The organism is Microbacterium dauci, assembly GCF_030065535.1.
Taxonomy (GTDB): Bacteria; Actinomycetota; Actinomycetes; order Actinomycetales; family Microbacteriaceae; genus Microbacterium; species Microbacterium dauci.
This window is the reverse complement of the sequence record NZ_JASJND010000001.1, coordinates 332,311-358,677: the sequence shown is the minus strand read 5'-3', so window position 1 is coordinate 358,677 and position 26,367 is coordinate 332,311. Positions and strand designations below refer to the sequence as shown.

Annotated in this window: 27 protein-coding genes; 9 read left to right on the top strand and 18 right to left on the bottom strand. The window is 70.2% G+C overall.

Annotation, left to right across the window (positions count from 1 at the left end; translation table 11 throughout):
• Positions 1 to 32: 32 nt before the first annotated feature.
• The gene (locus QNI14_RS01685; RefSeq protein WP_283714451.1) at positions 33 to 1,652 is read right to left on the bottom strand and encodes a solute symporter family protein; all 1,620 of its coding nucleotides are present in this window, start codon (positions 1,650 to 1,652) and stop codon (positions 33 to 35) included.
• On the bottom strand, positions 1,649 to 1,996 hold the full coding sequence (locus tag QNI14_RS01680; protein WP_283714450.1) for a DUF485 domain-containing protein: 348 nt from the start codon (positions 1,994 to 1,996) through the stop codon (positions 1,649 to 1,651). Before QNI14_RS01680 ends, QNI14_RS01685 begins: the two co-directional genes overlap by 4 nt.
• A gap of 134 nt (positions 1,997 to 2,130) precedes the next feature.
• Between QNI14_RS01680 and QNI14_RS01675 the strand changes: the two genes are divergently transcribed.
• Complete coding sequence (locus QNI14_RS01675; protein WP_283714449.1) at positions 2,131 to 2,970, top strand: LuxR C-terminal-related transcriptional regulator; 840 nt, start codon at positions 2,131 to 2,133, stop codon at positions 2,968 to 2,970.
• Positions 2,971 to 2,998: 28 nt separating this feature from the next.
• Entirely contained in the window at positions 2,999 to 3,355 is a 357-nt protein-coding gene (locus tag QNI14_RS01670; protein WP_283714448.1) for a histone-like nucleoid-structuring protein Lsr2, read from the top strand.
• A gap of 20 nt (positions 3,356 to 3,375) precedes the next feature.
• Here the strand turns inward: QNI14_RS01670 and QNI14_RS01665 are convergent, their stop codons facing one another.
• The gene (locus QNI14_RS01665; RefSeq protein ID WP_283714447.1) at positions 3,376 to 4,077 is read right to left on the bottom strand and encodes a LysE/ArgO family amino acid transporter; all 702 of its coding nucleotides are present in this window, start codon (positions 4,075 to 4,077) and stop codon (positions 3,376 to 3,378) included.
• Positions 4,078 to 4,162: 85 nt separating this feature from the next.
• Between QNI14_RS01665 and QNI14_RS01660 the strand changes: the two genes are divergently transcribed.
• A complete protein-coding gene (locus tag QNI14_RS01660) occupies positions 4,163 to 5,044 on the top strand; it encodes a LysR family transcriptional regulator ArgP (RefSeq protein WP_283714446.1) in 882 nt (293 codons plus the stop codon).
• A 6-nt stretch (positions 5,045 to 5,050) separates the two neighbouring features.
• On the opposite strand, the gene QNI14_RS01655 is transcribed toward QNI14_RS01660, so the two are convergent.
• The 7 genes from QNI14_RS01655 to QNI14_RS01625 form a co-directional block, all read right to left on the bottom strand.
• Complete coding sequence (locus tag QNI14_RS01655) at positions 5,051 to 5,392, bottom strand: YciI family protein (RefSeq protein ID WP_283714445.1); 342 nt, start codon at positions 5,390 to 5,392, stop codon at positions 5,051 to 5,053.
• A gap of 4 nt (positions 5,393 to 5,396) precedes the next feature.
• On the bottom strand, positions 5,397 to 6,083 hold the full coding sequence (locus QNI14_RS01650) for a sirohydrochlorin chelatase (RefSeq protein ID WP_283714444.1): 687 nt from the start codon (positions 6,081 to 6,083) through the stop codon (positions 5,397 to 5,399).
• Positions 6,080 to 7,231 (bottom strand): uroporphyrinogen-III synthase, encoded by a 1,152-nt coding sequence (locus QNI14_RS01645; protein WP_283714443.1) that lies wholly within the window; start codon positions 7,229 to 7,231, stop codon positions 6,080 to 6,082. The genes QNI14_RS01650 and QNI14_RS01645 overlap by 4 nt, the downstream gene beginning before the upstream one ends.
• Entirely contained in the window at positions 7,228 to 8,457 is a 1,230-nt protein-coding gene (cobA, locus tag QNI14_RS01640) for a uroporphyrinogen-III C-methyltransferase (protein ID WP_283714442.1), read from the bottom strand. Before cobA ends, QNI14_RS01645 begins: the two co-directional genes overlap by 4 nt.
• Positions 8,454 to 8,834 (bottom strand): nitrite reductase small subunit NirD, encoded by a 381-nt coding sequence (nirD, locus tag QNI14_RS01635; RefSeq protein ID WP_283714441.1) that lies wholly within the window; start codon positions 8,832 to 8,834, stop codon positions 8,454 to 8,456. Before nirD ends, cobA begins: the two co-directional genes overlap by 4 nt.
• Complete coding sequence (gene nirB, locus QNI14_RS01630) at positions 8,831 to 11,407, bottom strand: nitrite reductase large subunit NirB (RefSeq protein WP_283714440.1); 2,577 nt, start codon at positions 11,405 to 11,407, stop codon at positions 8,831 to 8,833. The genes nirD and nirB overlap by 4 nt, the downstream gene beginning before the upstream one ends.
• 74 nt (positions 11,408 to 11,481) lie before the next feature.
• Positions 11,482 to 12,387 (bottom strand): formate/nitrite transporter family protein, encoded by a 906-nt coding sequence (locus QNI14_RS01625; RefSeq protein WP_283714439.1) that lies wholly within the window; start codon positions 12,385 to 12,387, stop codon positions 11,482 to 11,484.
• Positions 12,388 to 12,635: 248 nt separating this feature from the next.
• On the opposite strand from QNI14_RS01625, the gene QNI14_RS01620 reads away from it, so the two are divergent.
• The gene (locus tag QNI14_RS01620) at positions 12,636 to 12,938 is read left to right on the top strand and encodes a hypothetical protein (protein WP_283714438.1); all 303 of its coding nucleotides are present in this window, start codon (positions 12,636 to 12,638) and stop codon (positions 12,936 to 12,938) included.
• Here QNI14_RS01620 and QNI14_RS01615 read toward each other — a convergent pair.
• Positions 12,935 to 13,768, bottom strand: a complete 834-nt coding sequence (locus tag QNI14_RS01615; RefSeq protein ID WP_283714437.1) for a hypothetical protein — start codon at positions 13,766 to 13,768, stop codon at positions 12,935 to 12,937. The two genes, QNI14_RS01620 and QNI14_RS01615, sit on opposite strands and share 4 nt — an antisense overlap.
• Before the next feature lie 7 nt (positions 13,769 to 13,775).
• Positions 13,776 to 15,569 (bottom strand): ParA family protein, encoded by a 1,794-nt coding sequence (locus QNI14_RS01610; protein WP_283714436.1) that lies wholly within the window; start codon positions 15,567 to 15,569, stop codon positions 13,776 to 13,778.
• A 155-nt stretch (positions 15,570 to 15,724) separates the two neighbouring features.
• Here QNI14_RS01610 and QNI14_RS01605 point away from each other — a divergent pair, with 155 nt between their 5' ends.
• Positions 15,725 to 17,077 (top strand): hypothetical protein, encoded by a 1,353-nt coding sequence (locus tag QNI14_RS01605; protein ID WP_283714435.1) that lies wholly within the window; start codon positions 15,725 to 15,727, stop codon positions 17,075 to 17,077.
• Between the two features lie 401 nt (positions 17,078 to 17,478).
• On the opposite strand, the gene QNI14_RS01600 is transcribed toward QNI14_RS01605, so the two are convergent.
• Positions 17,479 to 18,024: a hypothetical protein gene (locus QNI14_RS01600; protein WP_283714434.1), complete on the bottom strand. Its 546-nt coding sequence runs from the start codon at positions 18,022 to 18,024 to the stop codon at positions 17,479 to 17,481.
• Complete coding sequence (locus QNI14_RS01595; protein ID WP_283714433.1) at positions 18,021 to 18,704, bottom strand: hypothetical protein; 684 nt, start codon at positions 18,702 to 18,704, stop codon at positions 18,021 to 18,023. Before QNI14_RS01595 ends, QNI14_RS01600 begins: the two co-directional genes overlap by 4 nt.
• A 101-nt stretch (positions 18,705 to 18,805) precedes the next feature.
• Between QNI14_RS01595 and QNI14_RS01590 the strand changes: the two genes are divergently transcribed.
• A complete protein-coding gene (locus QNI14_RS01590; protein WP_283714432.1) occupies positions 18,806 to 20,533 on the top strand; it encodes an ABC transporter ATP-binding protein in 1,728 nt (575 codons plus the stop codon).
• Positions 20,530 to 22,566, top strand: a complete 2,037-nt coding sequence (locus tag QNI14_RS01585) for an ABC transporter ATP-binding protein (protein WP_283714431.1) — start codon at positions 20,530 to 20,532, stop codon at positions 22,564 to 22,566. The genes QNI14_RS01590 and QNI14_RS01585 overlap by 4 nt, the downstream gene beginning before the upstream one ends.
• On the opposite strand, the gene QNI14_RS01580 is transcribed toward QNI14_RS01585, so the two are convergent.
• The 3 genes from QNI14_RS01580 to QNI14_RS01570 are packed head-to-tail and all read right to left on the bottom strand — an operon-like array spanning position 22,567 to position 24,244.
• Complete coding sequence (locus tag QNI14_RS01580; protein WP_283714430.1) at positions 22,567 to 23,532, bottom strand: NAD(P)-dependent alcohol dehydrogenase; 966 nt, start codon at positions 23,530 to 23,532, stop codon at positions 22,567 to 22,569.
• Positions 23,529 to 23,765, bottom strand: coding sequence for a helix-turn-helix transcriptional regulator (locus QNI14_RS01575; protein WP_283714429.1), 237 nt, complete (start codon positions 23,763 to 23,765; stop codon positions 23,529 to 23,531). The genes QNI14_RS01580 and QNI14_RS01575 overlap by 4 nt, the downstream gene beginning before the upstream one ends.
• Positions 23,765 to 24,244, bottom strand: a complete 480-nt coding sequence (locus QNI14_RS01570) for a hypothetical protein (RefSeq protein WP_283714428.1) — start codon at positions 24,242 to 24,244, stop codon at positions 23,765 to 23,767. The genes QNI14_RS01575 and QNI14_RS01570 overlap by 1 nt, the downstream gene beginning before the upstream one ends.
• A 79-nt stretch (positions 24,245 to 24,323) precedes the next feature.
• On the opposite strand from QNI14_RS01570, the gene QNI14_RS01565 reads away from it, so the two are divergent.
• Positions 24,324 to 24,617 carry a rhodanese-like domain-containing protein gene (locus QNI14_RS01565; RefSeq protein WP_283714427.1) on the top strand — a complete coding sequence of 98 codons (294 nt, stop codon included), beginning with the start codon at positions 24,324 to 24,326 and terminating at the stop codon, positions 24,615 to 24,617.
• A gap of 8 nt (positions 24,618 to 24,625) precedes the next feature.
• Here the strand turns inward: QNI14_RS01565 and QNI14_RS01560 are convergent, their stop codons facing one another.
• Positions 24,626 to 25,315 carry an aspartate/glutamate racemase family protein gene (locus QNI14_RS01560; protein WP_283714426.1) on the bottom strand — a complete coding sequence of 230 codons (690 nt, stop codon included), beginning with the start codon at positions 25,313 to 25,315 and terminating at the stop codon, positions 24,626 to 24,628.
• A gap of 81 nt (positions 25,316 to 25,396) precedes the next feature.
• Here QNI14_RS01560 and QNI14_RS01555 point away from each other — a divergent pair, with 81 nt between their 5' ends.
• A complete protein-coding gene (locus tag QNI14_RS01555; protein WP_283714425.1) occupies positions 25,397 to 26,365 on the top strand; it encodes a LysR family transcriptional regulator in 969 nt (322 codons plus the stop codon).
• Positions 26,366 to 26,367 lie beyond the last annotated feature (2 nt).

The following is a 26,367-nucleotide window of genomic DNA, read 5'->3' as shown; positions in this document are numbered from 1 at the left end:
GCCTCGATCCTGGGGGAGGATTCGTTCGCCGACTAGTGGTCGACCGCCTTCTCGGCGCCGTAGCCGGTGAGCGAGCGGACCTCCATCTCGGCGGCCTTCTTCGCGTCCTCCGCCTTGCGCGAGGTCACCGACCCGAGCCAGCCGAGGAAGAAGCCCACCGGGATCGACACGATGCCGGGGTTGTTGAGCGGCCAGATCGCGGTGCCGACGTCCTTGAAGACGCTGGTGGGCATGCCCCAGAACACCGGCGAGAGCACGATCAGGACGATGGCGGTCACGAGGCCGCCGTACATGCTCCACACCGCACCGCGCGTGGTGAACTTCCGCCAGAACAGCGAGAACAGGATCGTCGGAAGGTTCGCGGATGCCGCGACGGCGAAGGCGAGCGCGACGAGGAACGCCACGTTCTGCCCCTGCACCCCGATGCCGCCGAGGATCGCGAGCACGCCGATCACGATGACCGTGCGTCGGGCGACCTTGACCTCGCCGTCCGGCGGCACGTTCCCCTTCTTCACGACGTTCGCGTAGATGTCGTGTGCGAACGAGGCGGCCGCCGTGATCGTGAGTCCTGCGACGACCGCGAGGATCGTCGCGAACGCGACCGCCGAGATGAAGCCGAGCAACACGGGTCCACCGAGCGCCGCCGCGAGCAGCGGTGCGGCGGAGTTCACGCCGCCGGGGGCGGCGGCGATCGTCGCCGGCCCCACAATCGCACCGGCGCCGTAGCCGAGCACGAGGGTGAGCAGGTAGAAGAGGCCGATCAGCCAGATCGCCCACACCACCGAGCGACGTGCCTCCTTGGCAGTCGGCACGGTGTAGAAGCGCATCAGCACGTGCGGGAGGCCCGCGGTACCGAGGACGAGCGCGATCGCGAGGGAGAGGAAGTCCCACGGGTTCGCGCCGTACTGCAGGCCGGGCCCCAGGATCGCCTCCTGCGGGTCGCGGTTCGACGCCTCGACCGCGGCACCGAGCAGAGTGTCGAGGCTGAAGCCGTTGATCGCAAGCACCCAGATGGTCATGACGACGGCGCCGCCGATGAGCAGGAACGCCTTCACGATCTGCACCCAGGTGGTGCCCTTCATGCCGCCGATCAGGACGTACACGATCATCAGCACGCCGACGACGGCGACGACGACCGACTGGCCGACCGATTCGGTGATGCCGAGCAGCAGCGACACGAGCCCGCCGGCGCCCGCCATCTGCGCGAGCAGGTAGAAGAAGCAGACCGCGAGGGTCGTGATCGCGGCCGCGAGTCGCACCGGCCGCTGCTTCAGTCGGAACGACAGCACATCGGCCATCGTGAACTTGCCGGTGTTGCGCATGAGTTCGGCGACCAGCAGGAGCGCGACGAGCCACGCCACCAGGAACCCGATCGAGTAGAGGAACCCGTCGTATCCGTTGATGGCGATGGCACCGACGATGCCGAGGAAGGATGCCGCGGACAGGTAGTCACCGGCGATCGCGAATCCGTTCTGCGGGCCCGTGAACGAGCGGCCGGCCGCGTAGTAATCGGCGGCCGTCTTGTTGTTGCGGCTGGCCCGGATGACGATGAACAGCGTCACCGCGACGAACGCGCCGAAGATCGAGATGTTGAGGACGGGGTTGTTCTCGGCGTTCGCGGCGGGGGCCGCGGCCACGAGGATCGAGCTCATCGGGTCTCCTGCCGCTCGAGGTCGGTGCGGATCTCGGACGAGATGGGGTCGAGCTTGCGGTTCGCGAACGAGACGTAGCCCATCGTGATCGCGAACGTCGTCACGAACTGGCCGAGCCCGAGCAGCAGGCCGATCGTGATGTGGCCCCACACCTGCTGCGCCATGAAGTCGGGCGCGAACGAGGAGAGCAGGACGTAGACGAAGTACCAGACGAGGAACAGCACGGCGAGCGGGAAGACCACGCTCCGATGCTTTCGCTTCAGCTCGACGAACCGCGGGGACTCCTCCACCGCGATGTAGTCGATGGCACTCCCTCCGGCGCCATCGGGGGACGGGTGCGACATGTGGCCTCCTTGCCTCATGGGGTGAGCGACGATGCTCGTTCACGGCTGTTTCTCAGAAACGGCCGCGTGGTACGTTCGACCGTACGAAGGCGGCGCAGGTGCCGTCACCCCCGGAAGTAGGTAAGGGATTGCCGGTGGAGAGCGACTCGGAGACGCAGCTCGTCTCCCGCGCTGTCTCGGACCTTGCCCGCCACACCCGGTTCCCCGTCGTCTTCGGCGGACTCGAGCACGACGGTGCCGTCCACGTCAGCGCGATCGCCGGCACTCGCACCCGCAGCATCGAGGGCCTCGTCGTCCACACGGGTCGCGGCCTCGGCGGCGCAGCCATGGTCGAGAAGCGGCCGCGGCTCGCGCTGGACTACCGCACCGCCCGCACGATCACGCACGACTACGACCGCGCCATCCTCGGCGAGGGCATCTCGACGCTGCTCGCCGTCCCGATCGTCGTCGCCGGACGCCCGCGCGGCATCCTGTACTGCGGCTCGTGGACCCCCGGTCCCGTCGGCGACCTCGTGAGCCGGCCCGCGTTCCGCGCCGCCGACCTCGTCGCCAATGAACTCCGCGTGCGCGAGGAGGTCGACCGTCGGGTCACCGCGCTGACGCCGCCGCAGCACGCGCTGCCCGCCGCCGCGCAGGAGGACCTCCGCGAGAGCTACGCGGAACTGCGCAGCATCGCGGCATCCGTCACCGACACCGCTCTCCGCGATCGCATCGCCGCGGTGGAGCGCCGGCTTGCGGGCATCTCGGGTGAACGTGTCCAGCCGGCGCTCACCCTCGACGTCACGCTCTCGCCGCGTGAGATCGATGTGCTCGCGTGTTGCGCGCTGGGCGCGACGAACGCCGAGATCGCGGCGTCGCTGTCGCTGCGCGAAGGCACCGTGAAGTCGTACCTGCAGGCGGCGATGGCCAAGCTCGATGCGTCCACCCGCCACGCGGCGGTGGCCAAGGCGCGCCGGGCGGGACTTCTCCCGTAATTCCGCGGGTCGCCACTAGGCTCTGGCCATGGCTCGCAAAATCGTGCATCAGCTCGTCGATGACCTGGACGGCACCGTCCTCGAGATCGGGCAGGGCGAAACGGTGCTGTTCTCCCTCGACGGCACCGCATACGAGATCGACCTCACGACCGAGAACGCCGCAGCGCTGCGCGACGCGATCGCCCCGTTCGTCGACGCCGCACGTTCGGTGTCGACCCGCTCCGCCAGCCCGCGCGCCGCATCGGGCTCGGGTCGCAAGCAGAAGCGCGCCGGACAGCGCGACTACGCACCGATCCGCGAGTGGGCCGCGAAGAACGGGTACACCGTCTCGGAGCGCGGCCGCGTTCCCGCAGCGGTGCTCGAGGCGTACGACGCCGCGAACTGACCTCCGGGGTCAGCCGCTGATCACCCGAGGACGAGAGTGATCGCGATCCCGATCATGACGACGGCGATGCCGGCGTCGAGGATGCGCCATGCCCGCTCCGTGCGCAGGAGCGGCGCCAGGTAGCGCGCGCCGTATCCGAACACGACGAACCACAGTGTGCTCGCGGCGATGCCGCCGGCGAGGAACCACCACCGGTCGGGGCCGTGCGTCGCCGCGACGGAACCGAGGACGACCGTCGTCTCGACGAGTGCATGCGGGTTGAGCCACGTCATCGCGAGGATCGTCAGCAGCGTCGCCGTGCGAGTGGACCGGGTGCGGACGACCGGCAGCGTCGCGGTCGCGACGGACGAACCGGATGCCGGGGACTGGGGTTCCGCCGGGGGCTGGGGTTCCGCCGGGGCCTCGTCGGCCGCCGCTTCGAGCGTCCCTCCCCCGCGCCACGCGCGACGGGCACTCACGAACGCGTAGCCCGCGATGAAGAGCGCGCCCGCCCACCGCGCGGCCGTCTCGAGCCAGGGCTGCGAAGTGACGAGCGTCGCGAATCCGGCGACACCGATCGTCTGCAGGATCGCGTCGCTGACGACGCAGACGAGCACGACCATGCCGACGTGTTCACGGCGGAGTCCCTGGCGGAGGACGACGGCGTTCTGGGCGCCGATCGAGACGATCAGTCCCAGGCAGAGGCCGAGGCCGGACAGCAGAGCGACGAGTTCGGGGGTCACATCAACGACGGTACGGATGCCGCAAGGTGCAGTCCAGCGCAGGATTCTTCACGATCTGAAGCAGCGCTTCATCTACGCTGAGCCCATGGAACTTCCCCTCGAGCAGCTTCGCACCCTTGCCGCGGTGGTCGACGCGGGCACCCTCGACAAGGCGGCATCCGAGCTCGGGATCACACCGAGCGCCGTGAGCCAGCGCATCCGGGCGATCGAGCAGCGGATCGGGCGGGTCGTGCTCCGGCGGACGAAGCCGGTCACCGCGACCGAGGCCGGGGAACCGCTCGTCCGGCTCGCGCGGCAGCTCGCGCTCCTCGAGCACGACGCGCGGGTCGCCCTCGGCGACGAGGTCGCGGCGCCCCACGTGCCGCTCGCGGTCAATGCCGACTCGCTGATCACCTGGTTCCTGCCGGCGCTGACCGCGGTGACATCCGCGCACGAGGTGACGTTCGAGATCCACCGGGAAGACCAGGAGCGCACCGCACAGCTGCTCGCGGCGGGGACCGTCATGGGGGCCGTCACGTCGCAGCGCGAGCCGGTGTCGGGTTGCGTGGCGTCGCCGCTCGGCCGCATGCCCTACACCGCGATCGCGACCCGCGCGTTCGCGGACCGCTGGTTCCCGGACGGGATCGACCGCGCATCGCTCGAGCGTGCGCCGATCGTCGACTTCGACCGCAACGACACGCTGCAGTCCGGGTTCGCGCGCCGCCACGGTGCCCGCAGCGCCGCGCCACGCCACGTGATCAGCGCGTCCGCGGAGTTCGCACAGGTGATCGTCGCGGGGCTCGGGTGGGGCATGCTCCTGCCGGGCCAGTACGAGGCGGGCGTCGCCGACGGGTCGCTGGTGCGCCTCGGTGGCGATGCGATCGAGGTGCCCCTCTACTGGCAGCGCTGGAACCTGTCGTCACCCCTGCTCGACACGGTGACCGCTGCGGTGCAGCGCGCCGCGGCGGCCTCCCCCGCCCTGGTGTGAGCTGAGTCAGGATTCCGGGTCGTACATGAACTCCCGGAGTTCCTGCGCGCAGCGGCATGCGGCGGCGATCTTGCGCGCCCACTCCAGCGCTTCCTCGCGCGTCGCGACCTCGAGCACGGTGAACCCGCCATCGAACTCCGCGGTCTGCGGGTAGGTGTCATCGGTCGCCGTGCCGTCTGCCGACACCATGACCGACGGGACGTCCTCGGCGATACCGCCGCCGAAGACGTAGACGCCCGCCGCCTTCGCCTCGCGGATCACCTCGCGGGACTCGATTCCCGCGAGCCGGAACTCCTCGGGGGTGAGATCCATCGCGGCGCCGGGGAACGAGACGAGGTACTTGGTCATGCGCTCAGAGTAGGGCTCCGACCGCAGCTCGATACCGATCGACCACAACGGCCGCGACCGCGTCGTCCGGGGCGAGCGGTTCGGTGACGATGTCCGCGCCGGCGGACGCGATGAGGTCTGCGAAGAAGCCGGGGGCGAGCACGTAGCTCGCAGCGATCACCCGCTGGGCTCCGCCCGCGCGCGCCTGCTCGACGGCGTCCCCGATTCGCACGCCTGCACCGGCGGCGAACCCCGTGGAGACCGGTACTCGGATCCGCTCCGAGAGCAACTCGGCCATCGCCGCGACGTCGACGGCTGCCGCCGGATTCGTCGATCCCGCGGCCGCCAGGACCACCGCGTCTCCCTCCCGCGGCGAAAACGACTCGATCCGTCGCGCAAGGAGATCGGCCAACAACGGATGCGGGCCGAGCGCGGGCGTCGCGACGCACGTCCCCCGGGCCTCGCGGACTGCACGCGCGATGTCGACGTTCGTGTGGAAGCCCGTCGACAGCAGAAGGGGTACGACGACGGATGCCGCATCGCCGAGCGACTGCACGACATCGTCGACCTCCGGCGTCTGCACGTCGACGAAAGCCGGCTCGACTCGGACGCCACCCAGCAGGACTCGGACGCGGTCGACGACGGCGGAGATCGCGGCGCGTCCGTCGGGCGAACTCGTGCCGTGGGAGCACGCGACGAGGACCGGGGTCATGCGGGCACCTCGACGGGATCGACATCCAGGCGATAGCCACGCTTGACGACGGTCCGGATCACGGTCGGGACACCGAGCGCCTCCCGGGTGCGCGCGATCGCGACGTCGACGGCATGGGCGCTGTCCGAGCCACCGGAGCGGGGCAGCACGGCCTGCAGATCCCCGCGGGCGACGACGGCCCCGCCTGCCGCGAAGAGCATCCTGAGAATCTGCATCGAGGCCGGCGGGAGCGGGATCAACGCGCCGTCCAGGACGGCGGCACCGCTGCGGAGTTCGAGCCGACCCGCAGAGGTCTCGAGTGCGGGCGCATGGCCACCGCCGAAGTAGGTCACGACGGCGCGGACCAGAGAGCCGAGCCGCCCGCGCTCCGCGATGAGGGGCGCGAGCCCTGCGTCGACCAGGGGGCCGGCGGTGATCGGGCCGACCGCTGCGAACAACACCCGACCGCGCTCCGCGCAGGCGACGATGCCGTCGAGGACCCCCTCCCGGCGTGCGGTGGCGACCCACTCGGCCGCGCCGGGCGCCGAGGTGAAGAGCACCGCGTCGACGTCACCCTGCGCGGTGGCGAGGGTGGAGCGCGCGACGACGGCGGGATCCGCCGGCGGCCCCCACCGGTAGACAGTGAGGCTCACGACGTCGGCGCCGGCATCGGCGAACAGTTCGTCCAACCCGTCCGCGCCGGACCCGTGATGCTGCACGGCGATGCGGCGTCCCCCGACGCCCTCTGCGAGCAGGAACTCGCCGAGCTCACCGGATGTCTCGGACTCGGCGACCCAATCAGCAGTGAACCCGGCCTGCTGAATCGCACCACGCGCCTTCGGGCCGCGCGCGACGATCTGCGCCTGTCCGATCGCCGCGTGGAGCTCGTCGAGGAGCCCCGCCTCTTCCGCCGCCTCCATCCAGCCTCGGAACCCGACACCGGTGGTCGCGACCACGACATCCGGCGGCGCCGCGATGAGCGCACGGGTCGCCGTGATCAAGGCGTCGTCATCGATGTGCGGGACGATCGTGAGCGCCGGTGCCCGACGCACGACAGCACCGTGCCGCTCGAGCGCCGACGCGAGCTCGCTCGATCGACGATCGACGGCGATGACGATCGTGCAACCGGCGAGCGTCGCGGAGAGCGCAGGGCGGGCGGAGTCTGTCACCGGCGTGGGTCACCCACTTCCTGAGTCGTCGGCAAAAGGAGATCGGCGCGCGCCACGTCACCGAACACGAGCACCGCAGGGTTGCTCACGCCCACCGCCGCGGCGTCGGCGACCACGGCTCCGAGCGTCGAACGGGTCGTCCGCTGCTCACGAGTGTGACCGCGCTCCACGATAGCGACCGGACGACTGTCCGGCGCGCCCGCCGCCGTGGCGGCGGCCACGATGCGAGCGAGGGAGGCGACCCCCATCAGGAACACCGTCGTGACACTGTCGTCCGCGAGCGCGGCGAGCGTACTCGGGGACGGCTCGCCGTGACCGCTGGCGAGATGCAGTCCCGACGAGACGCCGCGGTGCGTCACCGGGATGCCGGCGGCCTCCGGGACCGACACCGCACTGGTCAGCCCGGGGACGACCTCGACGGGCACCCCGGCCGCCAGACACGCCGCGACCTCCTCCCCGCCTCGGCCGTACACGAACGGGTCCCCGCCCTTGAGCCGCACGACCCGCTTGCCGGCACGGGCATGCGCCACGAGCAGCGCGTTGATCTCCTCCTGCGGCACGGGGTGGTGGTGCGGCTGCTTCCCCACATCGATGATCTCGACGTCAGGGTCGAGTTCCGTAAGCACGTCGGTCGGTCCGAGGCGGTCGGCGATGACGACGTCCGCTTCGGCGAGCAGGCGCCTGCCGCGCACGGTCATCAGATCTGCAGGGCCGGGGCCGCCGCCGACGAGATCGACACGTCCGGCAGCCTTCCGGCGTCGTCGCAGTGGCAGTGCGCCGCTGCGCAGCGCCGCGCCGATCGCGTCGCGCAGTCGGGCCGAACGGCGGGGATCGACCCCCGCGTCGGATGCCACGCCGACGACCACGTCACCCACCCGGGTCTCGGCAGTCAGGCGTGCAGAGCCGTGCGCGCCGTCCGAGGTGTTGACGCAGAAGACTCGCGCCCGCTCGCACCATGCGGCGACGGCCGCGTCGATAGACGGGACGGCAGTCGCGGTGTGCACGAACCACGCGCCGTCGATGTCGGTCTCGACTGCGGTCCGCGCGACCCACTCGACGCGACCGGCGTCGACGAGCGCCTGCACGTGTGCACCGAGGTCCGGTGCGACGACGGTGACGAGCGCCCCCTCGTCGAGGAATCGGCCGATACGCCGTGCCGCGACGGCGCCGCCGCCGACGAAGACGACGCGGCGGCCGGTCAGCGAGAGTCCGAGCATGGTGGTCATGGTTGCTCCTGTCGGATGCACACGATGCCGTTCTGGACCGCGGCCGGCCAGACGCGGAGCGTGTGCGGCTCCTTGCCCTGGGTGTCGAGGCAGACCCCGGTACGGAGATCGAACACCTGCTTGTACATCGGCGACGCCACCGTCGGTGCATCCTGGCGGCTGCCGACGATCCCGCGGGAGATGACGTGGGCGCCGCTGTACGGGTCGAGGTTCTGGACGGCATGCACGCGCCCGCTGTGCAGCAGGAACAGCGCGATCTGCGTCTCCCCGAGCAGCGCCGCCCTCCCCCGTTCGACCTCGAGGTCGCTGACCCGGCAGATGGCCGCCCACCCGACCGGGAGCGCCGGGGCATCCGCTTCGTGCGCGACCATCGTCATCGCCGCACCTCCAGCGTCGTGCCCGCGATGAGGACACCGCCGGCCTCACGCTCCTCGGTCGTCGCGGGGCGCGGCTGACCGCGCTCGGCGGTGTACGCGAGCGACGGGTCGGGGGTCGTCGGTGCGTTCACGAAGGACGCGAACCGGCGGAGCTTCTCGGGGTCGTCGAGCGTCGCTTTCCACTCGTCCTCGTACGCGTCGAGGTGGTGTGCCATCGCGGCATCCAGGTCATCGCAGATGCCGAGCGAGTCGTCGAAGATGACGCGGCGGAGTTCATCGATGCCGCCCTCGAGGTCCTCGAACCACGGGGCGGTGCGCTGAAGTCGATCGGCGGTGAAGATGTAGTACATCAAGAACCGGTCGATGGCGCGGAGGAGGCCCTCGTCGTCGAGGCCCTCTGCCAGGAGCACCGCGTGGCGGGGGGTGAATCCGCCGTTGCCGCCGACGTACATGTTCCAGCCCGCCTCCGTCGCGATCACGCCGACGTCCTTGCCGCGGGCCTCTGCGCACTCCCGGGCGCACCCCGAGACGCCCAGCTTGATCTTGTGCGGCGAGCGGAGCCCTCGGTACCGCAGCTCGAGCTGCACCGCCATGCCCACCGAGTCCTGCACGCCGTAGCGGCACCACGTGGAGCCGACGCAGGACTTCACCGTGCGAAGCGACTTGCCGTAGGCGTGGCCGGACTCGAATCCGGCATCCACGAGGCGGCGCCAGATGTCGGGGAGCTGTTCGAGCCGCGCGCCGAACATGTCGATGCGCTGGCCACCGGTGATCTTCGTGTACAGCCCGAAGTCCTGCGCCACCTGGCCGATGACGAGGAGCCCTTCCGGGGTGATCTCGCCGCCGGGGATGCGCGGCACGACCGAGTAGCTGCCGTCCTTCTGCAGGTTCGCCATCACGTGGTCGTTGGTGTCCTGGAGCGTCGCGTTCTCACCGTCGAGCACGTGGCGGCCGGTGAGTGTCGAGAGGATGCTCGCCAGCGCAGGCTTGCAGATGTCACAGCCGCGGCCGGTCCCGAAGCGGTCGATGACGCCGCTGAAGGTCTGCAGACCAGAGACGCGTACGGCGTCGAACAGCTGGCGACGAGACATCGAGAAGTGCTCGCACAGTGCGTTGCTGAGCGCCACGCCCGTCTTCGCGAGCTCGGCGCCGACGATCTTCTTCATCGTCATGACGCACGAGCCGCACGCGGCGCCGGCCTTCGTGCACGCCTTGACCGCTGCGACGTCGGTGCACCCCTCGTCGTGCACGGCCGACCGGATCGTCCCGGCCGTCACGCTGTTGCACGAGCAGACGAGCGCGTCGTCGGGCAGGTCGCCGGTCGGCGCCGCGACGCCGTCCTGCGGCATCAGGTACGCGACCGGGTCGCCGCCGAGCGCGCGGCCGACGAGCGGCCGAAGCGACCCGTACGCGGACGCATCGCCGACGAGGATGCCGCCGAGGAGCGTCTTCGCATCGTCAGAGACGACGAGCTTCTTGTAGACGCCCGCGATCGGGTCGGCGTACACGACGTCGAGCGCGCCGGGCGTCTCGGCGAACGCATCGCCGAAGCTCGCGACCTCGACGCCGGACAGCTTCAACTTGGTCGACAGGTCGAAGCCCGGGAACGCGGCATCCTGTCCGAGCAGCCGGGTCGCGGCGACCTCTGCCATCGCGTAGCCGGGCGCGACGAGACCGACGCACTGCGCGCCGAAACTCGCGACCTCGCCGATCGCGAGGATGCGGTCGTCCGAGGTGCGGCATCCGTCGTCGATGACGATGCCACCGCGCGGGTCGACGTCCAGTCCCGCTTGGCGTGCGAGTTCGTCGCGCGGCCTGACACCGACGGTGAAGACGACGACGTCCGTCCGCTCCCAGGCGCCGTCGCGGAGTTCCAGCCCGACGACGTGGCGGTCGCGGTCGGCGTCGAGTCGGGTGGTCACCGCCGAGGTGCGGACACGGATGCCGCGGTCCTCGATGAGTCGCCGCAGCGCATCACCGGCAGGCAGGTCGAGCTGGGCCGACATGAGTCGGTCCGACGACTGGACGACGGTGCACTCGACGCCGAGCCCCTGGAGCGCGCCGGCGGCCTCGAGCCCGAGGAGGCCGCCGCCGATCACGGTCCCGACGAGCGGTCGTCCAAGTTCCGTGGACCGCTCCTGCACGTACCGCTCGAGCCGCTCGACATCGTCGAGGGTCCGGTACACGAAGCATCCGTCGTGGTCGTACCCGTCGACCGCGAGCCGTGCGGCGTACGAGCCGGTCGCGAGGACGAGCCGGTCGTACTCGATGTGCTCGCCGCGATCCGTGACGACCGCCGCGTCCTCGCGGTCGATGCGGGCCACCGTCGTGCCACGGAGGAAGCGGACCCGCTCGTCCGCCAACGGTGACGGATCGAGCTCGAGGTCGGTCGCCGACGCGCCCGCGAAGAACGAGGTGAGCCCGACCCGGTCGTACGGGTGCCGCGGCTCTTCGCCGACAACGGTGACCCGCCACTGCTCGTCGGTTCGACTGAGGAGGCTCTCGACGAAGCGGTGGGCGACCATCCCCGCACCGACCACCACGACGTGCGGTGTGGTGCCGGTGGAGCTCATGTCGAGACCGTACGCCGGAGACGTTACCCCGCCGTCAGCGCGGTGTTTCGGACTCTTTACGGGCCGCGACATCGTCAGGCGCCCGCGCGGATGGGCTCGTCGACACCCTGCGCATCAGCACTGTCACCCGACGCTGCACGCTGCATCAGTGCCCGTTCGCGACGCGAGGGGCGGAGCGTGCGGGCCGCCGCCGGGCGTCCGTAGGTCACGTAGAGCGGGATGCCGACGAAGAGCAGGCCGCCGACGAGGTTGCCGAGCACGGTCGGGATCTCGTTCCAGATCAGGTAGTCGACGATCGTGAAGTCGCCGCCGAGCAGCAGGCCGGACGGGAAGAGGAACATGTTCACGATCGAGTGCTCGAAGCCCATGAAGAAGAAGAGCATGATCGGCATCCACATCGCGAAGATCTTTCCGATGACGTTCGTCGACACCATCGCGAGCACGACGCCGGTCGCGACCATCGCGTTGCAGAGCACCGCTCGCACGAACAGCGTCAGCATCCCCGAAGCGCCGAACTCGGCGTACCCGACGGTGCGCCCCTCGCCGATGTGGCCGATCGCCTCGCCGACGGCGTTCGGTGCCGTCGCGAACCCGTTCGTGAAGACGATCGCCATGAGCACGGCGATCGCGAACGCGCCGATGAAGTTCCCGAGGAAGACGAGTCCCCAGTTTCGGAGGATGCCGCCCAGCGTGACGCCCGGACGCTTGTCGAGCCACGCGAGCGGCGCCAGCACGAACACGCCGGTGAGGAGGTCGTATCCGAGGAGGTACAACATGATGAAGCCGATGGGGAAGAGCACCGCGCCGAGCAGCGGGCTGCCCGTCGTCACGCTGATCGTCACGGCGAACGCCGCGGCGATCGTGAGGATGGCACCGCCCATGATCGCCCGGATGAGGGTGTCGCGAGCAGAGAGCATCACCTTCGATGCGCCGGCGTCGATGACGCCGCGGACGAGGTCGGTGGGCTTGACGTAGGACATCTGGGATCTCTTTCAGTCGTGGAGCCTGGTGGTTGTGAGGCTCGACGCTATGAGTCCCGTGTTTCGCGACGCCGCATCGGGCGCGTTGATTTCGTTACCTCTTCCTCTCATCACCGATCGGCCCATTGTGAGATCGGGCGGCAGTGCATACGCCTCGCCCGACGTCAATCCCCTGCTGCCATCCGACTGCGCGCGAGAGGGTGTCTGCACATGGGGTCGAATCTGGGCTGATCGGGACGAGGTGCGGGATGTACACGGAACCGGACGACATCGCGCCCCACACGACGATCACCGTCGACGGCGACGCCCTCCGCGCTCTCCCGTCGCGCCGGCCGGCCGATCCGCCCGCGCGCGCCTCGCGCATCGCGTGGGAGCTCGTCGACGTCGACCGATACCGCGTCACCGTGGCCGGCGAGGTCGCGGGCTACATCGACGTCGTCGGTGCCCTGTTCATCGTGCTCGCGGGAGACCGGTACGCTCGCGCCGTCGAGATCGCACAGACCCTCGTCTGGTCGTCCGCGATCGCAGCGCTCGACCACGCACGCCGCTAGTCGAGGCTCGCGCGCTCCGCGGCCGCCCGTGCACGACCCGCGGCCGTCCGCGCATCGCGGTGGGCGGCGTCTGCGGCATCCGCTGCATCTCGAGCGTCCTGCACCGCTCCGCGGATGCGCTCGCGCTCCGCGTCGAGATCCTCGAGACGTTCCTCGAGTCGGGCGACGGCCGCGCGCGCCGTGGCACGACGCTCCTCGGCTCGGGCGAGATCGCGGTCGGCGGCATCCGCCACCCGAGCGGCCTCGCGGGCGGCGCGCTCGGCTTCGCGGGCGGCGCGGCGCTCGGCGAGCTCGTCGGACGGTGGTGCGGATGCCGCGGGTGCGAACGGCCCTGCGACGGCGTCGGTCAGGTCGGGCGCCTCCATGCCGGACGCCTCGAGCGGGCGCAGTAGTCGCCCGGTACTGACCGCCGCCGCGGCATCCGGATCGCGGAGTGCAGCATCCAGGGTGCGCTCGACGCCGCCCCGGGCTGCCGCGCTCACCGCGACATCGTGCGACGACGCGACGTCGACCGCGGCGTCGACGAGGGCGCGCAGCGTCGCGCGGCGCTGCGCGGTGAGGGCCTTCAGCTCGGCGGCATCCCCCGCCTCGAGCGCCTCGCGCAACTGCTCGGCGATCCCGAGGACGGATGCCAGCAGGTCGCCGCGCTCGCGCGCCAGGACGTTCACGACCCACGCGGCGAGGACGGGCTTGCGCAGCTTGGCGACCGCCGCCGCGACGCCGCGGTCGCTCGTGTCGGAAGCGGCTGCGGTCCGCGCCGCGGTGAAGTCGGCGGGCGGGACCGCGCACAGCTGCTCCGCGATCCGGACCAGCTCGGCGTCGTCGCTCACGCGCGGATCAGAGCCCGTCGGCAACCGCCGCGGCGGCGCGCATCCACGCGTCCCGCGTCTTGGGCTGCAGCGCGTCGTATCGGATGCGGCCCGCCTTCAGCGCGTCATCGAAGGGGATGATCTGCACCGCACGGACGTGCCCCTCGAACCCTGCGGCGATCTCCTGCACGGCGGCCGCGCTGGACTTCTCGGACTGCCCGACGATCACGACAGCGCCTTCGGCGAGGCGCCGCGAGTGGGCGTCGCGCTTGCGGAGTGCGTCGAGCAGGAGCGCCGCCGACTCGGCCGATTCGGGAGCGGCGAGCGTCGGCACGACGAGCTGATGTGCCGAGTCGATCATCCGCAGCCAGCGGTCCGCCGACTCGTCGTTGCCGGAATCGAAGATGACCATGCGGTAGTACCGGGCAGCGACCTGCGCGAGCAGATCGAAGTCCGCAGTGGTGATGCGCTGATCAGCCGCGAGCAGCTCGGGGTTGGATCGGAGCACGTCGTAGCGGTCGATCGACTGGTGGTGCACGAAGCGGGAGATGTCCGACACGGATGCCGTGGCTTCGAGCAGCTGCCGGGCGTGCGGCAGCAGGTCGCGGATGGTTGAGTCGTAATCGCCCTGCTCGGTGCGCCAGCCCAGCGTGCCGCGGGTGTCGTTGTTGTCCCAGGCGAGGACGTTGCCGCCGCCATGGCGCGCGAAGACCGCGGAGAGGACGGCCGTGGTCATCGTCTTGCCGACGCCGCCCTTGCCGTTGGCGACGGCGATCGCGCGGCATCCGGCCCACTGCCGCGACACCGCCTTCTCGCGCGCTGCTCGCTCGAGCTCGGCCTGCGACGGCCCGACCGGGAAGCCGAGCTTCGCGAAGAACGCGCGCCACCCGGTGACGGTGGCGGGGTGCTCGGGGGCGGGCTCGATGAAACGGGGACGAACGATCGCGTCGGCGGCGATCGCCGTCGACGCGGTCATCGGCACGTCGGGGAGCGAGTCGCCGATGCCGGAGTTCATCGGAGAGTGCGAGGGAGCCGCGTCGATCGTATCGGCGGTGGGCGCCTCGTCTCCGGGGACGTCCGGCGCGAACGCCGCGACCGTCGATGGTGCGGCACGGTCGGCAGCGACCTCGACGGACTCGTCGTCCTGGACCTCGACGGGACCGTCGGCGGGGATCTCGGTGACACGCGGCGCCGCCCAGTCGTCCGACGCTTCCGCCGCGGTGTCCGGCTCGGGTTCGGCCTCGGCGGCGGGCTCGGAATCGGACTCTGCGGCGGGCGGGTCGACGCGGGCGAGGTTCACTGGCGCAGGCAGGAAGAACTGCGGGACGCTCACCGACGACGTGCTCACCGATGTGAAGGTGTCCTCGTCGATGTCGTCGTCGTCGCCCGGATCGAACCCCGAACGAGCGGGTGCCTCGACAGCGGACGCCGCGCGGTCCAATTGCGTCGCATCACCCGCGACCTCGGCGTCGCGTGCATCGTCGTCGTCCACATCGTCATCCTCGGTGACGACGGGGTCGGTCGTCCACCACACGTGCTGGCGAACCTCGGCTCGCGTGAGGGTGCGGTCGTCGTAGATCGCGATGAGCTCACCGTCGGGGCCGACGAGCAGTTCGTGGGCTCCACGATCCCCGGACGTGTGCAGTTCGATCGTCGTGTTGGAGGTCGCGGCATCCGTCCGGACCCGATCGACGATGAGCCGGCGGAGGCCGTCGACGTCGTCGGCGGTGAAGGTCTCGTCGTGCCCGTCGACGCCGGTGAAGGTCGCGGTCTCGCCGGAGACGTGCGCGCGCACGTGCGGCGCTTCGCTGGCAGTACTCATGGGGTCCTTTCGTCGTACCCGACCGACCTCGGCCGGGGGACGCACCCCCACGCTATCGCGAGCACCCCGGAATTCCGGTGTTCACGGCGCTTGTGCCGCCCGTGCCGCGGCTCCGAGCGGATGCCGCGCGGCACCCACCCCGCTACGGTGAGAGCGTGCGCGCGGTGATCGTGATGGCGGGGCGGCTCCTGGTCGCGCACTGGCCTGCGCTCGTCGCGTGGTTCCTCATCGGCACGCTCGGCCGGTACGTCGGGCTCGAGGTCGCCGGATTCGTCGGAGGGTACAGCGCGCTCGGCGGCATCCTGATCCTGCCGCTCGCAATCCTCGCGAAGCTCGTCAGCGTCGTCGCGATGTTCCTCGTCCTCCGGGACGGCATGGTTCGGCTCGGCGTCATCGCACCCGCACCGACCGAACGGGCCGAGCGTCGTCGGGCCTTCCGAGACGCGATGCTCTCGTCGGTCCTCCCCTTCATCGCCGTCTATGCGGCGCTCGGCTTCCTTCGCGAGGACGTCGCCGCCTACCTGGACACCGCGCTCCAGGTGAAGATCGGCCGCGAATTCACGGAGATCGTCACCGGTGTCGATGCCGACACCGCCGGAACGGTCGACGCGCTGGAGTGGGAGCCGTGGACGATCGCCGTCGTCGTGCTCGCGTTCGCCGGCCGGTGGGCGTGGACCCGCTGGCACGCGAGACTCCCCCGCTGGACTGCGCTGGCGGCCACATACCTCGAAGGCCTCTGGGTGTTCCTCGCCGCGTACTTCGTGGGCGAGGCGATCGGGCAGGTGACCGGGTGGGTCGACTCGAGGCAGGCGATCAGCTGGCTCGGCGACGCGCGCGCGTGGGTCGGCGATCTGTTCGCCCCGCTCGGGTGGGCCTGGGACGGCATCGGATGGCTGCTCGGAGAGCTGGGCGGACTCCTGGGCGTGCCGCTCGCGTGGCTCGCCATCGCGGGCATCGTGTACGGCCAAGCCGTCGCGCCACAGGGCGTGCAGTGGCGCGGTGAGCTCGTCGAGCGCGCGCGAGAGCGCTACGGCACGGTCCCGCAGCGGCTGCGGCGACGCCTGAACGACCTCGGCGCCCGCGCCGGATCGCGGTTCGTCCCGGTGTGGCGGGCGATGGTCCTCATGTGGCGGAGCGGGCCGATCCTCATCGGCGGCTACGTCCTCGCGTACTGGCTCGTGATCCTCGGGGAGCAATGGCTGCGGTTCGGGCTGATCCGGCTTATCGGCCCGCAGGACTTCTACGAGTTCTGGCGGGTGTTCGGCGTCGCGGTGCTCATGCTCGTCCCAATCGTGATCGAGCCGATCCGCACCGTGGTCATCGCGAGCGCGTACGACGCGACGGTCGGTGCACTGATCGGCGCGCCGGCCGCACCGTCAGGGAACGACCTCGAGTCGCAGGACGCGCGGCAGCTCGTCGAGGAGCACGACCTCGACGACGAACGGACCGGCGGCATCGGCGGGGACGATGAACGGCACCTCGATGCGGAACGCTCCGGCGGGGTATGACTCGTCGGTCGGGTCGACCGGGCAAATCGTCCGCTTGCGGTAGTCCCAATCCGCATCCGAAGCGTCCGTGCTCCACTCGCGCTCGGCCCCGCCCACTTCCTTCAATGCGGTGATCGAGCACCCGGTGTTCTGGCCGTGGCGGTCGACCGGGATGTCGACTTCGACGAGTCTCGCTCCCGACGGGACGTTCGCGTCGGCGGACGGCGTGAGGACGTTCGCGACCGCCGGCCCCCAGGTGATGCCGCCGAACTCGATCGCCTCACCTTCGGCCGCAGTCACCGGGACGACCGGCCTCCCGTAGTTCGCAGACCACCAGTCCCACCCCCCGATCCCGAGAAGAGTGACCGGGAGGAGGAGCACCACGGCGGAGGCGGCGACCCGATTGCGCCGCCACCACCCGCTCATCGCGCCCACTCCGTCGGTGCCAACTCCACGGTCTGCTGACGCTCGAGCGCGCCGAAGTCGACCGGGAGCGTCACGATCGCGTCGAGACGCGTCTCGGTGACGGTCGCGAGCTCGATCACACCCTTCGCATCGGCAATGTCGCCGGGGAGCTCGAAGGCGAGGGTCCCCGACTTCGGCAGCCCGACCGCCAGCGCCGTACCGAGGAAGGACTGCGGGCGCTCGCTGGCGCGGTACCGGATGCCGTCGAGCTCGAGCCACGCGGAGCGCAGTGCGACACGGGCTTCTTCGCGTCGGGCCTCCGCCTCGATATCTACGAGCAGCCACGTCCCCTCTGCCGTCCACCCACGCGGGTCGGTCGCGGCTGCGCCGAGCCGCATATTCGAGAGCGTCACGGTGAACGTCCGCGCCGTCGCGGGCTCGTCGACGGATGCCGCGACCGCGAACGGTCGCTCCGCATCCGCCTCCACCGGAGTGATCGCGACGACGATCCACGCCACGGCGAGCAGACCCACGCCGATCGACCAGACGAGCCGCGGCTTCATCCGTCCGCCTCCGCATCCGCGCCCGCACCGACGTCGGTGACGGGGACCGCGAGCGTCGCTCCGAGGACCGGATATCCCCAGTCCTCGCCGGCGGTGATGAATTGCCCCACGGACAGGGTGAAGTCGCGGATCTCGAGCGCGATCTCGTCGCCGTCCGTATACGCACCGGCATCCACCACCCACGTGACGATGAGTTCAACCGGCATCCCCGGCTGCAAGAACGGCGAACCCGTCGCATCGTCGAGGCGCGCGACCGCGACCGGTGCAGCACCCTCGCCGAGTGCCGGGATCGCCAACGCACCGGTCACGCCGTTCGTCGCGTACGAGCCGAACGCCCGGTCCCAGGTGTTCTCGGCGGTGACGACGAGCGCCAGGACGCGCTGCCCCTCCTCGGGGGAGGCACCCGATCCCTGGAGCTCGTCGATGAGCACCGCACGCTCGACGGTCAGGTCGAACGGACCGCTGTCATGCGTGTCGCCCGGCGAGATCTCCGGGATCGCGGGCGCGGCGACCGCGTTCAGTCCGCCGAACGCCGCGGTGATCGCGAGGAATGGGACGAGCAGGATGCCGGTGAGCCAGCCGGTCGGCACCTTGTCGGTGATCGTCCCGACCCACGCTCCGCGCTTCCGGGGCGCCGGCGCCGCGGGCGGCTGCTCGGCAGGAGGCTCGGGCGCGGTCACGGCCACATCCTAGGGCGAGGCCGCTACGCCGTCAGCGGACACCGCCCGAATCCACCCCCAGGGGGAGGCGGATGTCGGAGCCCGGTGGCACGCTGATTCCTATGCTCTGGACCCTCCTCGTGCGGTATCTGTCCCGGTACCGCTGGCTGCTCATCGGCGTCCTCGTCTTCCAGTTCGCGTCGGCCATGGCCGCGCTCTACCTCCCCCGTCTCAACGCGGACATCATCGACAACGGTGTGACCGCCGGCGACATCGACTACATCTGGTCGCACGGCGTGCTCATGCTCGTCATCGCGCTCGGGCAGATCGTGGCATCCGTCATCGCGACCTTCTTCGCGGCGCGCGCCGCGATGGCCGTGGGCCGCGACATCCGCGGCGACGTCTTCGAGAAGGTCAGCGGCTTCTCCGAACGAGAAGTCACGCAGTTCGGCGCGGGCTCGCTCATCACCCGCAACACCAACGACGTGCAGCAGGTGCAGATGCTCGCGATGATGGGCGCGACGATGCTCGTCACCGCTCCGCTGCTCGCCATCGGCGGCATCATCATGGCGCTGCAGCAGGACGTCGGGCTCAGCTGGCTCATCGGCGTCTCGGTGCCGGCCCTGCTCATCATCGGCATCGTCATCATCAGCCGCATGGTGCCGCTGTTCCGCAGCTACCAGGTGAAGCTCGACAACGTGAACCGCATCATGCGCGAGCAGCTCACCGGCGTCCGCGTGGTGCGCGCGTTCGTCCGCGAGCGCATCGAGGAGGAGCGCTTCCGCGGCGCCAACACCGACATCATGATCGTCGGCCGCAAAGTCGGGTCGCTGTTCGTCCTCATGTTCCCGCTCGCGATGCTGGTGCTGAACGTCACGGTTGTCGGCGTCATCTGGTTCGGCGGCATCCAGGTCGACGAGGGGAACGTCGAGATCGGCACCCTCTTCGCCTTCATGCAGTACATCGGACAGATCCTCATGGGTGTGCTCATGGCCACCTTCATGACGATCATGATCCCGCGCGCGGCCGTGTCGGCCGACCGCATCGGCGAGGTCCTGGACGTCGAAGGGTCGCTGCCGCGACCCGCGAACCCGGTGTCCGCCTTCCCCGCCCCCGGTGCGGTCGTGTTCGACGACGTCGAGTTCACCTACCCGGGTGCGGACGCCCCCGTGCTGCAGGGCATCAGCTTCCGTGCCGACCCGGGCGAGACGGTCGCCATCGTCGGATCGACGGGGTCGGGCAAGACGACGCTCGTGTCGCTCATCCCCCGACTGTTCGACGTCACCGGCGGCTCGGTGCAGGTCGCCGGCGTCGACGTGCGCGATGCCGACCTCGACGAACTGTGGAAGGGCCTCGGGCTCGTGCCGCAGCGCCCCTTCCTGTTCACCGGCACCGTCGCCTCGAACCTCCGGTTCGGCCGTGAGGATGCCACCGACGACGACCTCTGGCACGCCCTCGAGATCGCGCAGGGCCGCGACTTCGTCGAAGAGATGGACCACCAGCTCGGCGGACGCATCGCGCAGGGTGGCACGAACGTCTCGGGCGGCCAGCGCCAGCGACTCTCGATCGCCCGCGCGATCGTCCACCAGCCGCAAGTGCTCATCTTCGACGACTCGTTCTCGGCACTCGATCTGACGACGGATGCCAGGTTGCGGCAAGCCCTCTGGCGGGAGCTCCCCCACGTCACCAAGATCGTCGTCGCGCAGCGCATCTCGACGATTACCGACGCCGATCGGATCGTCGTTCTCGAGGACGGCAAGATGGTCGGCCTCGGCACCCATGACGAACTCCTCGCCACGAGCGAGACCTACCGCGAGATCGTCGAGTCGCAGTTGGGAGTGGACGCGTGAGCGCCAAGGAGACCGCGGTGGCACCCGAGCTCACCGAAGACGAGCTGTACGAACAGGAGCTCGCTGAACAGGCTCGTCTGAACAGCGGCGACTGGGATTCCGTCGCGCCTGGTAAGGCCTCGAAGTTCGGGCCGAGCTTCGCGCGGATGATCGGTCTGCTCGCGCCGTACAAGTGGATCTTCGCCCTCGTCTCGCTCGGTGGCGCGATCAGCGTCGTGCTCGCCGTCATCGCACCGAAGGTGCTCGGCGAGGCCACGAACCTCATCTTCGAGGGCGTGGTCTCGCTCGCGATCGGCGGGCAACCCGCGTTCCGGGGGCTGTCGCAGGACCAGACGGTCGAGGCGCTCCGCGACGCCGGGCAGGACGAGTTCGCGAACATCGTCTCGGCGATGCAGAACTACGCGCCCGGGGTCGGCGTCGACTTCGACGCCCTCCGCGTCGTCATCATGTGGGTGCTCATCATCTATGTGGCATCCGCTGTGCTCGGCTGGCTGCAGGGCTACGTCATCAACGTGATCATGGTCCGCACGATGTGGCGCCTCCGTGAAGAGGTCGAGGCGAAGCTCAACCGCCTGCCGCTGTCGCACTTCGACAAGGTGCAGCGCGGCGAGCTGATCTCGCGCGTCACGAATGACATCGACAACATCACCCAGACGATGCAGCAGTCGCTCTCCGGCGCGCTCACCGCGATGCTCACGGTGGTCGGCGTCCTCATCATGATGTTCTCGATCTCGTGGCAGCTCGCGATCGTCGCACTCATCGCGCTGCCGCTCATGGCCGTGATCTTCGGCATCATCGGTCCGCAGTCGCAGAAGGCCTTCGGCGTGCAGTGGCGCAAGGTCGGCCGCCTCAACGCCCGCGTCGAGGAGTCGTTCTCGGGCCACTCGCTCGTGCGCGTGTTCGGCCGCGAGGCCGACGCCCGCGAGAAGTTCGAGGCCGAGAACGAGGAGCTCTACCAGGCGGCGTTCAAGGCGCAGTTCCTGTCGGGCATGATCATGCCGAGCATGACCTTCGTCGGCAGCCTCACCTACGTCGGCATCGCCGTGCTCGGTGGCCTCATGGTCGCGAGCGGGCAGCTCCGTCTCGGTGACGTGCAGGCCTTCATCCAGTACTCGCAGCAGTTCACGCAGCCGCTGTCGGAGCTCGGCGGCATGGCCGCCGTCGTCCAGTCGGGCACGGCGTCGGCCGAGCGTGTCTTCGAGCTGCTCGACGCCGACGAGCAGGACCCCGACGCGGACGACGCGCCGGCGCTGCAGGGCGGGCAGGGCGTCATCGAGTTCGAGCACGTCAAGTTCTCGTACACGCCCGAGCACCCGCTCATCTCCGACCTGTCGTTCCGGGTCGAGCCCGGGCAGACGGTCGCCATCGTGGGGCCGACCGGCGCCGGCAAGACGACGCTGGTCAACCTGCTGATGCGGTTCTACGAGCTCGACGGCGGGCGCATCCTGCTCGACGGGCAGGACATCTCCCGGCTCACCCGCGACGACGTCCGCTCGCGCACCGGCATGGTGCTGCAGGACCCGTGGCTGTTCGCCGGCACGATCCGCGAGAACATCCGGTACGGCCGGGCGACGGCGACCGACGACGAGATCGTGGATGCCGCCGTCGCGACGCGCGTCGACCGGTTCGTGCACTCGCTGCCCGACGGCTACGACACGCTGCTCGACGAGGACGCGTCGAACGTGTCGGCGGGCGAGAAGCAGCTCATCACGATCGCGCGCGCCTTCGTGGCGCAGCCGGCGGTGCTGATCCTCGACGAGGCGACCTCGTCGGTCGACACCCGCACCGAGCTGCTGCTGCAGCACGCGATGGCAGCGCTCCGCGAGGGACGTACGTCGTTCGTGATCGCGCACCGGCTGTCGACCATCCGCGACGCGGACCTCATCCTCGTCATGGAGCACGGCGACATCGTCGAGCAGGGCACCCACGACGAACTGATCGCTCGCGAAGGGGCCTACTTCCGGCTCTACCGTTCGCAGTTCGAGCAGGCGCACGACGACGGTGTCGAAACGGAGGAACCTCCCACCGCCTGATCAGCCCCACACGACGCAGACCTTCCCGACCGTCCGACCGGATTCCACCGCGGCAAGCGCGGCACCGGCTTCGGCGAACGGGAAGGTCTGCGACACGTGCGGAGTGAGGACGCCGGATGCCACGTCCTCCAGCAACTTCGCGGTGGTCGAGGTCCGTACGAGCGAGGTCACCTGGCGGAAGCGTCCGCGCGCGAACATGGATCGCGTCGCGCGCGCGAGCGGTCCGAACACCGGGCCTCCGTCACCGCCGACGAAGGCGACGGTGCCGCGCGGCGCGAGCAGGCCACTCAGCACGTCGAGTGGCGGCTCACCGGCGATGTCGATGATCGCGTCGAACGAAGCGGGCGGGAGGGTCGCCAGGTCGGTGACGCGGTAGTCGAACGCGTGCGCAGCGCCGAGCGCGCGGACGAGATCCACGGCTCGGGCACCGCACGTCGCCCAGACCTCGGCGCCCCGCGCCGCGGCGAGCTGGACGGTCATCGTGCCGACCCCTCCCCCGGCGCCGACGACGAGCACGCGCGACCCGTTGCGGACGCGCGCGGTGTCGAGCGCGTCAACGGCGGTATTCCCCGCGACGGGCAGCGTCGACGCGGTGACCGTGCTCACGCCGTCGGGGATCCGGGTGAGCCGCTTCGTCGGGACGGCGACCGCACCGGCGAGCGTCTCGCGCCAGGCGCCGACGACGCGGTCGCCGAGCGCGAACCCCTCGGCATCCTGCCCGAGCGCGGTGACCGTGCCGGCGAGGTCCATCCCGCGCCCGGCGACCCGTGGACGCCCGAACCCGGCGAACGGACGGACGAGTAGCGGCTCCCCCCGCATGAGGTGGATGTCGCCGGCGTTCAGCGACGCGGCATCCACATGGACGAGCACCTCGCCCCGGCCGGGGATCGGCAGCGGCACGGTCTCGGGGCGGACGACTGCCGCCGATCCGTACGTGCGCTGGCGCCAGACGGTCATCGTGGTCATGCGAGATCCTCGGGGATTGTGGAGTTCGGGTACTGGAAGACGGTGTCGAACGGCGCATCGAGCGCCCGCGCGATCTGGAAGGCGACCTCGAGCGAGGGCGAGTACTTACCCTGCTCGATGGCGTTCAGGGTCTGCCGGGTGACACCGACGTCGGCGGCGAGCTCGGCCTGGGTCACGCCGCGATCGCCGCGGAGGTCGCGGATGGCATTGGTCACGCGGGTGGGCTTCACCATCAGGCGAGTCCGCGACGGTAGGCGATGACGCGAGCCACACTGCCGATGATCGACGAGAGTGCGAAGCCTGCAAAGACCGAATGGGCGATCCAGAACGGTGCGGCGTCCGCGGCGCAGAGGAAGATGGCGCCGAGGCCGCCCAAGACGAGGAACGCCTGCCCCACGCGATCGCCCATGCGGGCGATGTCGCGATCGCGTTCGTCGCTCGTCAGCAGACCTCTCGGCCACCCGGCTTCGGCGATCATCGCCCACGCGGCCGTGAGCATAAGGGACACCACCAGCGAGATGCCGAGGGTCCACCCCATGAGCGGGAACCAGTTGATCTGCTCGATCGGCGTCGATCGGAGGAGCGCCGACATGATGACGCCGTAGACGATCATCGCGACGACCGAGACGACGAGTCCCACCCACACGCTGCGCTCTTCGCGGACCACGATGCCCTCCGATGCCCGATCCTGAATGTCCAAAATGTTTGACATCCGAAGCATGGCACGAGGCGATCAGGGTGTCAAGAATCTTTTACACGCCGGGTCCCTCCCGGTGCGCGAGAATGGGCACATGCACTCCATCACGACCGCGCAGTTGGCCGACGCCGCACCCGCGAACCTGATCGACGTCCGCGAGCCGGACGAGTTCGCGTCGGGCCACGTGCCGGGCGCACGCAACATCCCGCTGTCGACCGTGCCCAATTACGTCGACGAGCTGCGGGACCTCGACGACCTGCACGTCATCTGCCAGGCGGGCGTCCGCAGCGGTCGCGCTGTCGCCTTCCTCGAGCAGCAGGGCGTCGAGGCGACGAACGTCGACGGCGGGACCGGCGCCTGGATCGCAGAGGGCCGCCCGGTCGAGTAACGCCGCACTCAGGCGAGCGCGAGGTCGACTGCCGCCGCGACGTGGATCGCCGCCGTCGGGAACACGGGCACATCGATTTCGTCCTGCCCGATGAGCAGCTCGATCTCGGTGCACCCGAGGATGACGCCGTCTGCGCCCGCCGCGACGAGGCGGTCCACGATCTCGGCGAACGCACGCCGTGAGTCCGGGTCGACGACGCCATGGACGAGCTCGTCGAAGATCACCCGATGGACGAGCGCACGGTCCGCGGCATCCGGCACGACGACCTCGATCCCGTGGGTGGCCATGCGCTCGCGATAGAACGGCTGCTCCATCGTGAAGGCCGTGCCCAGCAGGCCGACCCGACGGATGCCGCGGGCGGCGATCGCCGCAGCGGTGGCATCCGCGATATGGACGACCGGCACGTCGACCGCACGCTCGATGTCGTCGATGACCTTATGCATGGTGTTGGTACACAGCACGATGAGGTCGGCGCCGCCCGCCGCGAGCCGCTCGGCACGGCCCGCGAGGAGTCGTCCGGCCGCGTCCCAATCCCCAGCCCGCTGCAGCCCGGCGACCTCGGCGAAATCGACGGAGTCGAGCAAGATCGGGGCCGAATGCAGCCCGCCGACGCGTTCACGCACGTGCTGGTTCGCGAGGCGGTAGTAGAGCTCCGTCGATTCCCAGCTCATCCCGCCGAGCATGCCGATTGTCTTCATACTCCGATTCTCGAGATGCGATGATGTCAGGTCTACGCCAGAGTTCTTGGACGAAACCGAATCACAGCTTTGAGGTCAGCGATGAGTCACGCCGACGACACTCGGTTCGCAGTCGAACCCGACGCGGAGCCGCGAACCGACCCAAGGTCGCTGCTGGTGTTCCGCGCCGTCGGGCGTCACGGCTCGATGAGCGCTGCCGCCGACGCCCTGGGCTGGACGCAGCCCGCAGTGAGTCAGCACGTGCGACGACTCGAGCGCGTGCACGGCGTGCCGCTGATCGCCCGCCGCGGTCGCGGCATCGAGCTCACGCCAGCGGGGATCGACTTGCTCCGGCACGGCGATGCCGTCGCGGCGGTGCTCCGCGACGCCGACCGGTCGCTGCGAGCGCACGCCGACGCGGAGTCGGGGGTCGTTCGGGTCGCGGCGTTCCCCTCGGCGATGGCGACTCTGGTGTCGCCCGCCGTCCGCGCTCTCGCCGCTGACCGGGCCGGGCTCGAGCTCGAACTCACCCAACTCGAACCGCCAGAGGCACTGCGGACACTCGCCCGCGGCGACTGCGACATCGCCATCGTCTTCCAGTACGTCGAGGAGCAGCTCGATCGCGACGGCTTCGTCGCCGTCCCGCTCGGCGACGATCCGATGCTGGCGGTCCTCCCCCGGTCGCACCCCGGCGCGGATGCCACGGCGATCGACCTGCACGACCTCGCCGACGCCCGTTGGGTCGCCGGATGTGTGAACTGCCGACGGCACCTGCTCCACGCCGCGGCGCGGCACGGCTTCGCTCCCGGCATCCGGCACAGCACCGATGACTATGTGGTCGTGCAGGCGCTGGTGGCCGACGACCTCGCGGTCGCCGTCCTTCCCGCGCTCGCGCTGGCCGCGAGCCGGAACCCTGCCGTAGCGGCGGTCCCGTTGGCGGGCGAGCCGCCGCGACGGGTGGTCGCACTCACCCGCCCGGGCGCGGCGCTGCCGGCGCTGCACGCGGTGGTCGATGCGCTGCGCGATGCCGCCGCCGTGGCGACGGCACCCGGGTTCCGAAGTGCACCCTGACG